Consider the following 14,219-nt stretch of genomic DNA (forward strand, 5'->3'; position numbering starts at 1 on the left):
TGACGGCCGGGATCGAACGAAGGGCCCCGCGGCGCCTGCCGCGGGGCCCTTCGGTGTGCGTGAGGGGGCTCTCAGGCCACCAGGCCCGAGAGCTTGCGCAGCGACTCGGTCAGGGCCGCCGTCGCCGAGTCCTTGAGCTTGCCCGCCATCAGGGAGACCGCCGCGCCGGTGAACGCGCCGTCGATCCGTACGGTCGTGGCGTCCCCGTCCGGCGTCAGCGAGTAGCGGGTGGTGACGAGCACACCCATCGGGCCCTTGCCCTTGATGGCGAAGGCGCGCTCGGCCTCCAGCTCCTCGACCGTCCAGAGCACCTCTGCGGGGAAGCCCATCAGCTTCATGTTCTCCGTGAAGGTGGCACCCGCCTCCAGCGTTGCCGGGCCGCCGTTCGGGAAGTTGGTGTGGGTGGCGTTCCACTCGCCGTACGAGGGGAAGTCCACGAGCTGCGCCCAGACCTTTCCGGGCGGTGCATCGATCCGTGCCTCCGCGCTGACTTCGGCCATGAGACCACCCCTTCACGCGTGCCTGCTGGGTTCCGGTGTCGCGGAACGTAGCCGGGTGGCCGTGAACATTCAATACTGATGAACCGTCAGTTCTGCGGCGGCCGGTCCGGCCCCGTCACCGATCCACCAGATCTCGGACGCGTCGAAGCTGTCGGAGGCGCGGGGCGCCCCGTCCTCCTCGTGACAGTGGAAGGCCGCCCAGAACAGATCGGCCGGCAGCGCCTCCCGGGGCGCGTACACCCGGTAGACGTACTGCCGCCCGTCGCGCGCGAGCAGGGCCACCATCCAGAACACATACGGAAGACGTTGGGGGCAGGGCCTGTGGTTGCGTCGGGGGCGCAAATCAAGGCGGCGCGCGCCCTGGGAGGGCATCGCGCGCGATCTCATCCGTAAGGAGGAGGAATCGCGCGCGCGTGCCCAACTCCGGTGGGATGCGGACATGCTTCTCCCCGGCGATGCCCCGGCGGCCCGAGCCTGATGAGGTGGGAGGGTGCACCGTCCTGTCCCGATTCCCCAGCAGCCCCTCCGGCAGCCCGTCGCCCCGCGCGCGGAACTCGCGCCCTTTCTGACGCCGTCCCTCATGACGGTCGTGACCGGCGCGCGCCGCAGAGCCCTCCGGGACGGCGACCGCCAGATCGACACCGCGCACCTTCTGCACGCGCTCATCGAGTCCGACCCCGAGGTCGGCGCCGCCTTCGAGGGCGGTCAGCAGCTCGCCCGCGTCCTCGGCTACCTGGTGCAGCGCTCCATCGGATACGGGCTGCGCTGGCAGCGCTCGGTCGAGGAGTCGGGGGCCGGCCGCCTGCTGCCCGCCACGCGCGGGGCCGAGGCTCAGGACGGCCGGACCTCCGGCTGGTCGCCGGCCGCGGCCGCGGCCCTCGAGGAGGCCTTCCGGCGAGCCGCCGAACGCGGGGACACCCGGGCGCGCGGCCTCGACCTCCTCGCCGTCGTCGCCGCCGATCCGGAGAGCCGGGCCGCCGAGGTGCTGCGCCGCGCAGGGGTCGATCCGGGCGCGCTGAGCGCCCGTGCCGGAGCCCCGGCCGAAGCCCGTTTCGACGCCGGTGCGGCCGCCCTGGCGGAAGGGTCCGTTCCGTGGCGTGACGGAGAGCCGTCTCAACAGGTGTAACGGGGGTTACGCCCCTGACCGCGTCCTGTCATCATGGCCCGATGCACGCGTCTCAGGGGAGAAGCGCCGGCCTGGGACTAGCCCTGGCCTCGGCCTTCGCATTCGGTGGTTCAGGAGTGGCGGCCAAGCCGCTGATCGAGGCGGGACTCGACCCGCTCCATGTGGTGTGGCTCCGGGTCGCCGGCGCCGCACTCGTCATGCTTCCGGTGGCCTGGCGCCGCCGTGACCTCCTGCGCCGCAAACCCGCTCTCCTCGTGGGCTTCGGGCTGCTCGCCGTCGCCGGTGTCCAGGCCTTCTACTTCGCCTCGATCTCCCGTATCCCCGTCGGCGTCGCGCTGCTCATCGAGTACCTCGCCCCGGCCCTCGTCCTCGGCTGGGTCCGCTTCGTCCAGCGCCGGCCCGTCACCCGCGCCGCCGCCCTCGGCGTCGTCCTGGCCGTCGGCGGTCTCGCGTCCGTCGTCCAGGTCTGGTCCGGGCTCAGCTTCGACCTCGTCGGACTCCTCCTTGCGCTCGCCGCCGCCTGCTGCCAGGTCGGCTACTTCGTCCTCTCCGACCAGGGCTCGGGCGAGGCCGAACAGGCCGACCCGATCGGCGTCATCGCGTACGGGCTGCTCATCGGCGCGCTCGTCCTCACCGTCGTCGCCCGCCCGTGGGGCATGGACTGGGCGCTGCTCGGCGGCAGCGCCGACATGGACGGCACCTCCGTGCCCGCGTGGCTGCTGCTCGGCTGGATCGTGCTGATCGCCACCGTGCTCGCGTACGTCACCGGCGTCGTCTCGGTACGCCGGCTCTCGCCGCAGGTGGCGGGTGTCGTGGCCTGTCTCGAGGCCGTCATCGCGACCGTGCTCGCCTGGGTGCTGCTCGGGCAGTACCTCGACGCGCCGCAGATCATCGGCGGCGCGGTGGTCCTGGTCGGGGCCTTCATCGCCCAGTCGTCGACGCCGAAGGCGCCCGCCTCCGGACCCGTGGCGGGCTCGGCGGCGGACGACGGCGCGGCCGGAGGGCGGGACACCGAGTTGTCCGCCGGGCGGACCGGGCCCTAAGGTGCGGATCATGCATTCGACCGTGCTTCCGCCTCCCGCCGCCTAGCGCGCGCGGAGACTCTCCTCGACGAAGACCGGGCTCGGCCGGGCGACCTCTCGCCCCCGAGCGGTTCGTCGCTGCCCGCGCGCGGAGCCGAGCGACCACCTTTCCCTCCTGTCTTCCACGGAGAAGTCACGTGTCGAACTCTTCGGAATCCGCCCTGTCCGTCGGGCGGAGCCTGCTCTATCTGATCGTCGCCGGGATCGCCTGGGGCACGGCCGGTGCCGCCGCCTCGCTGATCTTCCGCATCAGCGACATGGGCCCGCTGGCCCTGTCCTTCTGGCGCTGCGTCGGCGGTCTCGTCCTGCTGCTCGGGGCGCTCGCCCTGCGTCCCCGGCGGCGAGTGGCCCGTACGGCCGGGGAGTCGCGCGGCCGCGGGGCGGCCGGTACGGCCCGTACGGCCGGGGAGTCGCGCCGCCGTCGGACGGTCCGCATCCTCGGTACGGGGGTCGGGCTCACCATCTTCCAGAGCGCCTACTTCGCCGCCGTCGAGGCCACCGGCCTGGCGGTCGGCACGGTCGTCACACTGGGCGCCGGACCCATCCTCATCGCGGTCGGCGCCCGGCTCACCATGGGCGAACGCCTCGGCCGCGGCGGCATCACCGCCGTCACCGGGGCGCTCGCCGGGCTCCTCGTCCTCGTCCTCGGCGGCGGGGCGGCGGAGGTCCGGCCGCTGGGTGTCGTCCTCGCGGTCGTCTCGGCCGCCGGATACGCGGCGATCACCCTGCTCACGCGCTACCTCGGCCGGGACGGCGGCCGCACGGACGCGCTGTCCACCACGACCTGGGCCTTCGCGATCGGGGCGGTCGGGCTGCTGCCCGCGGCGCTCGCGGAGGGGGTCGTACCGCACACGGACGCGCCGGTGAGCGTGCTGCTCCTGCTCGTCTACGTGGCCGCCGTGCCGACCGCGCTCGCCTACGCGCTGTACTTCGCGGGGGCGGCCGTCGTCCGGGCGGCGACTGTCTCCGTGATCATGCTCCTGGAGCCGGTGAGCGCTGCCGTGATCGCCGTCTCGCTGCTCGGTGAGCGGCTCACCGCCGCCATCGTGCTCGGCACGCTGCTGCTGCTCGCCGCCGTCACGGGCCTCGCGTTCGCCGAGGCGCGGACGGCGACGGCGGAACGGCGGCGGGAGGCCGTGGCGGTGTAGGTGGGGGCGTGGGGCCGCGGCCTACGCCGTCGCCTGAGATCGGTGGGGGTTCGCGCCCCCGCCGATATCAGCCGGTGGTGCGGCGGCGCAGTTGGTGGCCCCGCGCCGCCCGGTCACGGGGGCCGTCGCGTTCTGCCAGTCGATCCATGACCCGGTCCCGGATCTCCTGCGGCTTGTTCCCCGCGTACTTGAACTTGGCCCGCACCTCGGTCACCTCCAGGCACAGCACCCGGATTCCGGACAGCAAGCGGCCGAACGGGGCCTCGCCGGGGACAGCGGGGGCCGTGCCGCCGTCCGGCTGGAAGTGGGCGACCTGGCGGTTGAGCAGCTCCGCCTTCTCCGCCGGATCGTCGACCACGTGCGCGGTGCAGCGCAGTTGGACGGCGGCGTAGTAGGAGGTGGGCGTGCCGTGCGCGGTCGGCGTGTCCTCGGGGGCCGTCCATGTGCCCGGCACGAAGACGTAGTCGTCGACCACGCTGAGGAGCACCGTCGGGTTCGCCTCCAGAGCGCGCCACAGCGGGTTCGGGCGGGCCAGATGGGTCAGCACCCGGCCGTACGGGCCGGGATCGGCCTCGTACCGGAAGTGCGCGGGCTGCACCCACGGCGGGTCTCCGGGCAGGCCGTTGACGGCGAGCTGGCCGAAGTCGTGCCGGGAGAGCCAGTCGCGCCACTCGTCCTCGTCGTGGGGGGCGTCCCAGGGGTGTATCAGCATCGTCCGTCCGTCCCTTCGTCCGGCGTGGCGGCTCGTGGCTTTACGTAGCTGTGCGTGGCTTTTCTAGAGCGCGGCCAGGTAGTCCGGCAGGGCGACGGCCGGGTCGAGGTCGTCGGCCGGGACCGGTGCGCCGTAGCCGCCGCGCACCGGGATCACACCGGACCAGTGGGGGAGGCCCAGGTCCTCGGCGTCGTCGTTGGGACCGCCGGTGCGGACCTTCGCCGAGACCTCGTTGAGGTCGAGGCGGATCACGGCCGTGGCGGCGAGTTCCTTGGCGTTCGCGGGGCGCGAGTCAGCGGAGCGGCCGGGGACGACGTGGTCGACCAGGGCGTCGAGCGCGATGCGCAGCTCCTCGGGGTCGGTGACCTGGTGGGCGGTGCCGAAGACCACGACCGAGCGGTAGTTGAGGGAGTGGTGGAAGGCGGAGCGGGCGAGCACGAGGCCGTCGACATGGGTCACGGTCAGGCAGACGGGCAGACCGGGAGCCGCCACACCGTCGCCGGCCGCGCGCAGCGGCCGCGAGCCGGTCGAACCGTGCACGTAGAGGCGGTCGTCGACGCGGCCGAAGAGTGTCGGGAGCACGACCGGCGCGCCATCCCGTACGAACCCGAGGTGGCAGACGTACGCCTCGTCGAGTATCGAGTGGGCCAGGGCCTTGTCGTACGACGCGCGCTGGCGGGAGCGGGTGGGGACGGTCCGGTCGGTCGGCGTGTACGTGTCGGCGACGGCAGCGGTCTCGGAGGCCTCGGCGGAGGTCCTGTCGGCGGCCGTGTCGGCGGCGGTGCTCATTGCGTTCTCCATTGCACTAGTGCATACTTGCGTTTGTGCTAGGAGAGTATCGGATCGAAGGTCGTCGCGCATCGGACATCGCCGCGAGTGTGGAGCGGGGGGTGGGGCTCGGGGCTCTGGAACCCGGTCAACTCCTCCCGCCGATGCGGGAGTTGGCGGGCATTCTCGGCGTGAACCCGAACACCGTCGCCGCCGCCTACCGCACCCTGCGTGAACGCGGGGTCATCGAGACCGACGGGCGGCGCGGCAGCCGGGTGCGCCCGCGGCCCGCCACGACCGCGCGCGGCTCGATCCGGGTGGAGGCCCCCGCCGGGGTCCGGGACGTCAGCAAGGGCAACCCCGACCCCGCCCTGCTGCCCCCTCTCGACGAGGCCTTCGCCGAGGTCGCGCGGAGCTACGCCGAACGGCCCGGCATGTACGGAGAGGCTCCCGTCGACGAGGAGTTCGGGCGCCTCGCGCGCGCCGCCTTCGACGCGGACGGGGTGCCGGACGGGCCCATCGGCGTCACGTCCGGGTCCCTCGACGCCGTCGAGCGGGTGCTCGCCGTGCACCTCCGGCCCGGCGACGGCGTCGCCGTCGAGGACCCGGGCTGGGGCAGTCTGCTCGACCTGGTGCCCGCGCTCGGGCTGCGGCCCGTGCCGATCGCCGTCGACGACGAGGGACCCCTGCCGGAGGCCGTCGAGCGCGCGATCAGGAAGGACGGGGCGCGGGCGGTGATCGTGACGGACCGGGCGCAGAACCCGACCGGTGCGTGCGTGACGGAGGCCCGCGCGGGGGAGTTGCGGCGCGTGCTCGCGGGGCACCCCGGTGTGCTGCTCATCGAGGACGACCACGGGCACGGGATCGTCGCGCAGCCGCTCCACCCGCTGGCCGGGGACACCGACCGCTGGGTGCTGATCCGCTCGGTCGCCAAGGCCTACGGCCCTGACCTACGGATCGCCGCCTTCACCGGTGACGCCGAGACCGTCGACCGGGTGCTCGGACGGCAGCGGCTCGGGCCCGGCTGGGTCAGCCGGCTCCTCCAGCGGACCGTCGCGCACCTCTGGGCCGCCGACGCGGTGGATCCGGCGGTCGTCGCGCGGTCGTACGGGAAGCGGCGCGACGGACTCGTACGGGCCCTGGCCCGGCGGGGCGTCGAGGCCCACGGGCGCAGTGGCATGAACGTGTGGGTGCCGGTGCCCGACGAGACCGGAGCGGTGGCCGGGCTCCTCGGTGCGGGCTGGGCGGTCGCTCCGGGGGCGCGCTTCCGGATGGAGGCGGGGCCGGCCGTCCGGCTCACCGTGTCGGGGCTCGCGGTTGCGGACATCGAGGCGCTTGCGGAGGGGGTGGCGGGGGCGGTGGGGCCGGTGGTGGCGCGGAGCTATGGGTGAGGGGTGGCCGGGTGGGCGCCTTTGCGGGTGCGGGGCGTTGTGCGCCTTGGCCGGTGCGGGTCGCCGCGCGCCCTGGGCGGCGCGGGCCGCTGCGCGCCCTTGCCGGTGAGGGCTGGGCCCGCCGCCACCCGCCGTGTGGGCAATCGTCCCTCCCGCAGACTTCGTCCGGGGGGACCCCCAGGGCGGGACGGGTGGGCACACGGGACGGCGCGCTTGGCGGCGCCTCCGCCCCTTGTGCCTGGACCCGCACCCTCAGTGCGCCGTGCACCGGGTGCGGGTCAGGGCGCGGAAGCCTAGGCCCGGCACGGGGCGCCGTCCGTTGTGCCCACCCGTTCCGTCCCTGGGGGTCCCCCCTGGACGAAGTCCTCGGGGGAGGAACGATTGCCCACCACGGGATGGGTGGGGGTGCCGTCCGGGGTGCCCACCTTGGGTCGGGGTGACGTGCGGGTTTGGGTCAGGGCCGCGCCGGCCAGGACGATGATCGCGCCGACCGGGGTGTTCCAGGTGAGTTGTTCGTTCAGGAGGGCCACTCCCGCCGCCGTGGCGATGACCGGGATGAAGTACGTGACCATCGCGGCCGTCGTCGGGCCGACCTCCGCGACCACCCCGTACTGGAGCAGCATCGCGTACCCCGTACCGAGGGCGCCGAGCGCGATCACGGCGAGCAGCGGGAGTACTTCCACCGACTTCGGGAGCGAGGTGAACAGCGGGGTGACGACCGCCAGTTGCAAGGTCGCCAGGCCGACCTGGGACCCGGCGAGCGAGAGGTTCGAGGCGCCCGTGCCGCTCAGTGTCCTGCGGACGTAGATCCAGCCGACCGCGTAGCTGAAGGAGGCCAGCAGGGCCAGTGCCGTTCCCGTCACGTCGACGCCCGAGAAGCCCTGCCACGCGCCGAGGACCGTGAGCACCCCCATGAAGCCGATGCCCAGGCCTGCCGCGCGGACCCGGGTCGGGCGGTCCTCGGAGAGCGCCACGAGGGAGAGCAGCATGCCCCACAGCGGGGTCGTCGCGTTGCAGATGCCCGCGAGCGTCGACGGGATGGTCAGCTCGGCGTACGCGAAGAGGGAGAACGGCAGCGCGTTGAGGAGGAAGGCCGCGACGGTCAGATGACCCCAGACGCGGGCGCCGCGCGGCAGTCGGTCGCGCTTCACGATCAGGGCGACGGCCAGCACGGCCGTACCGAAGAGAAGTCGCCCGAAGGTCACCTGGAACGGTGCGAAGCCCTCCGTGCCGACCTTGATGAAGACGAAGCTGAAACCCCAGATCAGGGCCAGTACGCCGAAGCGGACGCGCCAGTCGAGCAGACGGGAGGCGGGGGACGCGGAGAGGGACGTCGTGGGTGGGGCTGCGGGGCTCATGCACTCAGGGTGACCGCCGCGATCTCTTAGAACAAGCGAGAATTTCTCGACCCCTTCCCTTAGTATCGCTTACATGTTGAATCTGGAGCGCCTGCGCACCCTCGACGCCGTCGCCCGGCACGGTTCGGTCAGCGGCGCGGCCGACGGACTGCACGTCACCACCTCCGCCGTCTCCCAGCAGCTGTCCAAGCTGGAGCGCGAGGTGGGCCAGCAGCTGCTCGCCAAGAACGGCCGGGGCGTACGGCTCACCGACGCCGGGCTGCTGCTCGCCGAGCACGCCGCGCAGATCCTCTCCCAGGTCCAGATGGCCCAGGCCGACATCGAGGCCCAGCGCGGTCAGGTGGTGGGCGAGGTGCGGGTCGCCGCCTTCCCGACGGCCGCCCGGGGCCTCTTCCCGGCCGCGCTGGCCGCCCTGCGCGAGGGGCACCCGGACCTCCGGGTCCGTACGACGGAACTGGAGCCCGAGAACGGCGTGCGCGCGGTGCTGCGCGGCGACGCGGACCTCGCGCTCGTCCTGGACTGGAGCAACAAGCGGGCGCCCGTCCCCGGCGGCCTGGAGCGTGCCCATCTCCTCGACGACACCGCCGACGTGGCCCTGCCCGCCGGCCACCGGCTCGCCGGGCGGGATGCCGTGGACCTGGTGGACTTCGCCGACGAGGAGTGGGTCTCCTGGCCCGAGGGCGAGTTCTGTCACGACTGGCTGATGTTCACGCTGCGCTCGCAGGGCATCGAGCCGAGGATCGGTCACCTGGCGGGGGAGCATCACACGCAGCTGGCGCTCGTCGCGGCGGGACTCGGCGTGTGCGTCACGCCCAGGCTCGGGCGGCCGGTGCCGGACGGGGTCGTCTTCGTGCCCGTACGGCAGCAGGTGCGGCGCCACATCTACGCCACCTGGCGCGCCGACGCGGGCCGCCGGCCCTCCGTACGGGCGGTCGTCGGCGCGCTGCGGGCGGCGGCAGAGCCGTTGGGGAGCTGACCCGGGGCTCGTCCCGTTCCCCACGCCCGACCCCGTCTCCCGTCAGAGGCCCGCGAGTTTGCGGAAGTCCCAGGACGCGATCGCGTCCGGCGTCAGTCGCATCCAGGCGTGCCTGCCGTCGTGCGGCATCGCGTCGAGGCCGAAGTTCTTGGCGGCGAAGAGCTGCTCCGGCACCTCGAGTTCGGGGCACGGCTCGCCCGTACGCGGTGCCTCACCGATGAAGGTGACCGTGCCCGACAGCTCCACGCCGCGCAGTTCGCCGTAGTCCTCGCCGTCGTCCACCACGACGGCGATCCTCGGGTCGGCGCGCAGTTCCGCCCAACGGCGGCTGCGCGTCAGCGAGTACAGCCAGAGCGAGGAGCCGTCCCAGGTGAACCAGAGTGCGCTCACATGCGGGCGGCCGTCGGCGGAGACGGTCGCGACCCGGCAGGTGCGCTGTTCGGCGAGGAAGGAGTCGAGCTCCGCCGGGGTCATCATGATCCGGCGTCCACGGCGCTGTGCGACGGTCATCGTCCGCACCCTTCTGGATTTCTGATGAGACGTCAGAAAGCATGGGGGGCCATTCGAGCGTGTGCAAGGGGAGGGACCATGGAGCAGAGGGCGAGAGAGCGGCTCGGGGAGCGGATCCGGCCGGACGGTGGGGTCGTGCTGCTCACCGTCGAGTGTCAGCAGGGGGTCGTCGGGCCGGAGAGCGCACTGCCCGAGCTGGCGGCCGTCGCCCGTGCGTCGGGGGCCCTGCGGAACGTCGCCCGGCTGGTGGCCGCCGCGCACGAGGCGGACGTCCAGGTCATCCACGCCGTCGCCGAACGGCGTCCCGACGGGCGGGGTGCCAACAGCAACGCCCGGCTCTTCCGGGCCGCCGCCCGGCTTCCCGTACAGCAGCACAGCGGGAGCACGGCGGTACGGATCGCCGAACCGATCCAGGTCGCCGAGGAGGACCTCGTCGTACGGCGGCTGCACGGGCTTTCGCCGCTCGCCGGCACCGATGTCGACCCGCTGCTCCGCAACCTCGGCTGCCGGACCCTGATCGTCAGCGGTGTCTCCGCCAACGTGGCCGTGCCCAACGCCGTCTTCGACGCCGTCAACCTCGGCTACACGGTGGTCGTGCCCGGGGACGCCATCGCGGGGGTGCCGGCCGACTACACCCCCGCGATGATCCGTCACACCCTCGCTCTCGTCGCAACGATCACCACCACCGACGAGATACTCGCCTGCTGGAAGCTCCCCCGGCGGTCCCGGTCCAGGAACTCCGGGGAGGCCGTCAGCCGAAGCTGATCGCGTCGCCGACCACCTGGATCGGTGTCGGCGGCAGGGGGGAGCCGGCCGGGCCGGACTTCACGCTGCCGTCCGACACGTCGAAGTGGCTCTGGTGGCAGGGGCAGACGATGACCCCGTCCTTGACGCTGCTCACGGCGCAACCCGCGTGGGTGCACTTCGAGGAGAAGGCCTTGAACTCGCCGGCCTTCGGCTGGGTGATCACCACGCCCTTGTCGGCGAGGATCTTCCCGCCGCCCACCGGGATGTCCGCGGTCAGCGCGAGGGTCTCGGCCTCCGGTGCCGTGTCGGTGTCGCCCGTTCCGCCGCTCGCGGCCCCGCCGGTGTCGGCGGCGCCCCCCGTCGTGCCGCTGTTCTTGTCGCTGGTGTCACCGCCCCCGCAAGCGGCGAGTACCGCTACGAGCCCCGTGCCGCCCGCTGCCGCGACCACGGTCCGGCGTGCCACTCCGCTCATGTGCTGCCCCTCTTCCCTTGTGCGTTCGGTGACTTGTGCTCCTGCCTGAAGGTACGGCTGTGAGCTGTGTCCCGTTCACAGGATCGAGCGTTCGCCTCCTTTCGGTTCTGACGCGAGCATCCGATCCGGGATCCCGCCCCTTCAACGATCGAACGGTCCACCCTCCGCCCGGGGGCCGTGTCTGACGGGTCGTGCGACCTGGCAGACTGCGGGCCTCACGGTCGTCTCCCCCGTGTCGTGAGCGGACCGCTCCATCGGGGAAGCGGCAAGAGACTCCTGGAGGCCCCATGGCGCAGCAGCCCGGACAGCGGGCGGTCCGCACGAGCGGACGGCCCCGCCGGCCACCGCACCTGCCCGGGAGCGGGGCGAGCGCCCGATGACGCTGTGCCCCACCCGGCGTGCCGACCCCGGCGCGTTCGTCGTCCGGAGCGCGCCCGCCGTGCCGACCGCGGCCGTGCTGCTGCTCCACGGAGGACGCGCCGACGGTCCCGAGCCGCCGCCCGCCCTCAACCTGCCCGCGCTGCGCATGCGGCCCTTCGCCGCGGCCGTGAACCGCGCCGTCCGGGGCCGGGACGTGCTGATCGCGGAGGTGCGCTACCGCCACCGCGGCTGGAACGGCGCGAGCGCGGACGCCGCCAGGGACGCCGAGAGCGCGCTCGTACGCCTCCGGGAACAGGCCGGTCCCGTCCCCGTCGTCCTCCTCGGCCACTCGATGGGTGGCCGCGCGGCGCTCGCCGCCGCGGGCGACGCCGCCGTCCGCGGTGTCGTCGCCCTCGCGCCCTGGTGCCCCGCCGACGAGCCCGTCGACCACCTGGGCGGCCGGCGCCTCTACCTGCTCCACGACGAGAGCGACCGCGTCACCTCGGCCCGCGCGTCCTGGGACTTCGTCCGCCGGGCCCGGGCGGCGGGCGCGGACGCGGCGGGCATCCCGATGCCGGTGGGCGGCCACGCGATGCTGCGCGGCGCCCACCTGTGGCACCGCCGAGCGGCCGAACTCACGGCGGCGCTGCTGTCGCACGGGTGAGGGGACGCGTGCGCCGGGAGGCGGCTGGGTCCTAGGTGGTGATCAGGTCCGCGCATGCCGCCCGGGTCGCCCCGTGGACCGCTCGGGCCAGGCGGGCGCCCCACAGGGAGCGCGGGCCGGCGAAGGGTTCGGCTTCGGTGCCGGTGGGCACCGGGGCCGCCACGCAGACCGCGTCCGTGGGGGTGCCCGAGGCGTCCGCGCCCAGTTCCACCAGCGCCTGCACCTTCGCCTCGGTGGCGGTCACGACCGCGTTCACGAGGGCCGCGTCCGTGAGGGGGAGCGGCAGCGACACGATGATGTTGATCGTGCCGGGGCGGGGGATCGTGACGCCACCGACGCCCGGTTCGGCCGCCCAGCCCCGTACGCCTATCCCCGCGGTGACCACGGCCCGCACCCCGCCGTCCTCGGCGTGACACCGGTCCGCCACCGAGGCCGCCGTCATCAGGCCCACGCCCGCGCCGGTGAGCCCCGCCCCGGCGGCCAGGTCGCGGAGGTGGGCGACGGGATCGAGCCGGTCGTAGCCGGGCGGGACCTGGGCGTTGATCACCCACTCCCGCTCACCGATGCCGCCGCCGAGCACCGCGCTCGACACCATGCGGACGCCCGGCCCCGGGGCCCACACCAGTAGCGGCCACGCACGACCCTGCTCCGTGTGGGCGAGCAGGGCCGCGTCGGCGAGAGACGCGCTGGTCAGGAGGGTTCGCGTAGGCACCCCCGCACCCTAGGGGGTGCTTGTGGATCAGGCGAGGCCGTCCCAGCCCCAGCGCGGCGTGGGGCCGGGTTCGCCGAGGTCCGTGCCGGGCGCGGAGGCCGAGACGTCCTTGGCGATCCGTGTGCCCCAGTCGAAGTACTCCACCACCCGGCGGCGCAGCAGGGCGTCGTCCGGCAGTTCCTTCTCCACGGCCGCCGTCATCAACTCCATCCAGCGCAGCCGCTGTTCCTCCGTGATGCCGAGCCCGAGATGGGCGCGGAGCAGAGCCTGGTGCCCGCCGAGCTCCGCCGTGAACTCGGCGGGACCCGAGAACACCTCCGCCAGCCATACGGCGACGTGCTCCACATGGGCGGCGGTGAAGTCGGCGAAGACGGGCGCGAGGAGGGGGTCGGCCAGGACCCCCTCGTAGAACGTCTCGGAGAGCCGGCGCAGCGCGTCGGCGCCGCCCACGGCCTCGTACAGGGTGTTCGTGTGCTCGGCGGTCATGGAGGGCCTCCGGATTCGGGATGTGTCCTGCCAGCTTTCACACAACACGGCCCCGCTCCAAGGATGTTCGCTCTCGGCGGGGCGGGTCGCCGCACGGCTTCCGACCGCCGCGCGGCCGCTCGCGCGCGCCCCGGTCCACACCGGGCGGGCCCTGGGCGACCCCCGGCCGACCCGGAGCGCCTAGCTTGGGCGAATGCTTACAGAAGTTGCGGCACCGGCTGGGGTGAGAAGCATCGGTAGTGGGCAAGTTCGCCGGTAGTGCGGTTGCGGCGGATCAGGAGCTGCCGGCGGCCCGGCGTCCGCTCGGTGAGATCGATGACGGCCCAGTCGTAGAACCGCTGTCCCTTCGCGCCGCGTCCGGCCGAGAGCTTCTGCCAGGCCCGCTTCGGCACCTTCTTCACCAGGGAATCGGCGCGGAACGTGCCCGCACCGGTGGCCACTTCGGCCGAGCAAGCCACCGCGAGGACATGGCCGATGCCGCCTCCCTCCAAAGCCGTGCGCAGTTTCGGGTTGCCGCCGTAGACCTCGTCCCCGGTGACCCAGCCCACGTGATGTCCGGCGTCCAGGAACCGTTCGATCATCGTGCGGGCCAGTTCAGGCTCGGTCGCAAAGACGGTGCCCTCGCTGAGCCCCGCTGCTCGGCAGCGGTCCGGGTCGTGTGTCCAGGAGCGCGGGATGTACAGCTCCCGGTCCACCGCCGCGTGTTCCCGGGCGCCGGCGTAGACGAGGTAGACGGCGACCTGGGAGTTTTCTCTTCGCCCGGCCGTTCCGGTTGGCGCTGGACCCCGACGGTGTGGGTGCCCTTCTTCACGTCGCCGGTTTCGTCGACGACCAGCACCGCCGCCTCGTCGTGGAGGTGCTCGACGACGTATTCGCCGCACGTCGTCGCGGACCGCGTCGGCGTCCCACACGGCCCGGGACAGCAGGTGCTGCATGGCGTACGGGCGGGCCTCCCCGGCCCACTCCGCGATCGTCCAGCAGTTTTTGCGTGGCAGGTCCGACAGCGAGCTGAGCATCAACCGCCCGGCCCGCAGGCGAGGTTCATAGCGGCTGAAGTGGCCGGCGATCCGGCCCATGGCCACCTCGAACGCCTCCCGCCAACGTGCGGGATCAAGGCTGTGGCCAGTGGCCACCATCTCGTCGTCAGTCCACACACCCACGATCATCAAGGGCGGCCGCACATGTTCCTGTACCGGCCCCCACCAGC

The 14,219-nt window shown here is 73.3% G+C and carries 17 protein-coding genes; 7 read left to right on the plus strand and 10 right to left on the minus strand.

The features are described 5' to 3' along the window. Positions 1-71: 71 nt before the first annotated feature. On the minus strand, positions 72-500 hold the full coding sequence (locus N5875_RS32530) for an SRPBCC family protein (RefSeq protein ID WP_318206677.1): 429 nt from the start codon (positions 498-500) through the stop codon (positions 72-74). 69 nt (positions 501-569) lie between these two features. Then, positions 570-794: a hypothetical protein gene (locus N5875_RS32535; protein ID WP_055604039.1), complete on the minus strand. Its 225-nt coding sequence runs from the start codon at positions 792-794 to the stop codon at positions 570-572. Between the two features lie 286 nt (positions 795-1,080). Here N5875_RS32535 and N5875_RS32540 point away from each other — a divergent pair, with 286 nt between their 5' ends. The 3 genes from N5875_RS32540 (at position 1,081) to N5875_RS32550 (ending at position 3,856) form a co-directional block, all read left to right on the plus strand. Next, entirely contained in the window at positions 1,081-1,626 is a 546-nt protein-coding gene (locus N5875_RS32540; RefSeq protein ID WP_338497785.1) for a Clp protease N-terminal domain-containing protein, read from the plus strand. 41 nt (positions 1,627-1,667) lie between these two features. Further along, positions 1,668-2,669: an EamA family transporter gene (locus N5875_RS32545; protein ID WP_338497786.1), complete on the plus strand. Its 1,002-nt coding sequence runs from the start codon at positions 1,668-1,670 to the stop codon at positions 2,667-2,669. 176 nt (positions 2,670-2,845) lie between these two features. Next, entirely contained in the window at positions 2,846-3,856 is a 1,011-nt protein-coding gene (locus N5875_RS32550) for a DMT family transporter (RefSeq protein ID WP_338497789.1), read from the plus strand. 67 nt (positions 3,857-3,923) lie between these two features. Here N5875_RS32550 and N5875_RS32555 read toward each other — a convergent pair whose 3' ends face one another. Both N5875_RS32555 and N5875_RS32560 read right to left on the minus strand, forming a co-directional pair. Then, positions 3,924-4,568, minus strand: a complete 645-nt coding sequence (locus N5875_RS32555; protein ID WP_338497791.1) for an FMN-binding negative transcriptional regulator — start codon at positions 4,566-4,568, stop codon at positions 3,924-3,926. Positions 4,569-4,631: 63 nt separating this feature from the next. Further along, entirely contained in the window at positions 4,632-5,357 is a 726-nt protein-coding gene (locus N5875_RS32560) for a pyridoxamine 5'-phosphate oxidase family protein (RefSeq protein WP_318206672.1), read from the minus strand. A gap of 35 nt (positions 5,358-5,392) precedes the next feature. Between N5875_RS32560 and N5875_RS32565 the strand changes: the two genes are divergently transcribed. Beyond that, positions 5,393-6,727, plus strand: coding sequence for an aminotransferase class I/II-fold pyridoxal phosphate-dependent enzyme (locus N5875_RS32565; protein ID WP_338497792.1), 1,335 nt, complete (start codon positions 5,393-5,395; stop codon positions 6,725-6,727). A 293-nt stretch (positions 6,728-7,020) separates the two neighbouring features. Here the strand turns inward: N5875_RS32565 and N5875_RS32570 are convergent, their stop codons facing one another. Beyond that, on the minus strand, positions 7,021-8,085 hold the full coding sequence (locus tag N5875_RS32570) for a DMT family transporter (RefSeq protein ID WP_338497794.1): 1,065 nt from the start codon (positions 8,083-8,085) through the stop codon (positions 7,021-7,023). Positions 8,086-8,158: 73 nt separating this feature from the next. Here N5875_RS32570 and N5875_RS32575 point away from each other — a divergent pair, with 73 nt between their 5' ends. After that, entirely contained in the window at positions 8,159-9,061 is a 903-nt protein-coding gene (locus N5875_RS32575) for a LysR family transcriptional regulator (RefSeq protein ID WP_318206669.1), read from the plus strand. 42 nt (positions 9,062-9,103) lie between these two features. Here N5875_RS32575 and N5875_RS32580 read toward each other — a convergent pair whose 3' ends face one another. Beyond that, complete coding sequence (locus tag N5875_RS32580; protein ID WP_338497797.1) at positions 9,104-9,571, minus strand: pyridoxamine 5'-phosphate oxidase family protein; 468 nt, start codon at positions 9,569-9,571, stop codon at positions 9,104-9,106. Between the two features lie 78 nt (positions 9,572-9,649). On the opposite strand from N5875_RS32580, the gene N5875_RS32585 reads away from it, so the two are divergent. After that, positions 9,650-10,336 carry a cysteine hydrolase gene (locus tag N5875_RS32585; protein WP_318206667.1) on the plus strand — a complete coding sequence of 229 codons (687 nt, stop codon included), beginning with the start codon at positions 9,650-9,652 and terminating at the stop codon, positions 10,334-10,336. Here the strand turns inward: N5875_RS32585 and N5875_RS32590 are convergent. Then, on the minus strand, positions 10,323-10,790 hold the full coding sequence (locus tag N5875_RS32590; RefSeq protein ID WP_318206666.1) for a Rieske (2Fe-2S) protein: 468 nt from the start codon (positions 10,788-10,790) through the stop codon (positions 10,323-10,325). The genes N5875_RS32585 and N5875_RS32590 overlap by 14 nt on opposite strands. A gap of 376 nt (positions 10,791-11,166) precedes the next feature. Here N5875_RS32590 and N5875_RS32595 point away from each other — a divergent pair, with 376 nt between their 5' ends. Continuing rightward, positions 11,167-11,814, plus strand: coding sequence for an alpha/beta fold hydrolase (locus N5875_RS32595; RefSeq protein ID WP_318206665.1), 648 nt, complete (start codon positions 11,167-11,169; stop codon positions 11,812-11,814). A 31-nt stretch (positions 11,815-11,845) separates the two neighbouring features. On the opposite strand, the gene N5875_RS32600 is transcribed toward N5875_RS32595, so the two are convergent. The 3 genes from N5875_RS32600 to N5875_RS32610 all read right to left on the minus strand — a co-directional run bounded on the left by N5875_RS32600 (position 11,846) and on the right by N5875_RS32610 (position 14,166). Further along, on the minus strand, positions 11,846-12,526 hold the full coding sequence (locus N5875_RS32600; RefSeq protein WP_318206664.1) for an adenosylcobinamide amidohydrolase: 681 nt from the start codon (positions 12,524-12,526) through the stop codon (positions 11,846-11,848). 27 nt (positions 12,527-12,553) lie between these two features. After that, a complete protein-coding gene (locus N5875_RS32605; RefSeq protein WP_318206663.1) occupies positions 12,554-13,012 on the minus strand; it encodes a group II truncated hemoglobin in 459 nt (152 codons plus the stop codon). Between the two features lie 197 nt (positions 13,013-13,209). Beyond that, entirely contained in the window at positions 13,210-14,166 is a 957-nt protein-coding gene (locus tag N5875_RS32610) for a transposase (protein ID WP_338497800.1), read from the minus strand. Between the last annotated feature and the right edge of the window lie 53 nt (positions 14,167-14,219).

The sequence above is a fragment of the Streptomyces sp. SJL17-4 genome, assembly GCF_036826855.1.
Taxonomy (GTDB): Bacteria; Actinomycetota; Actinomycetes; order Streptomycetales; family Streptomycetaceae; genus Streptomyces.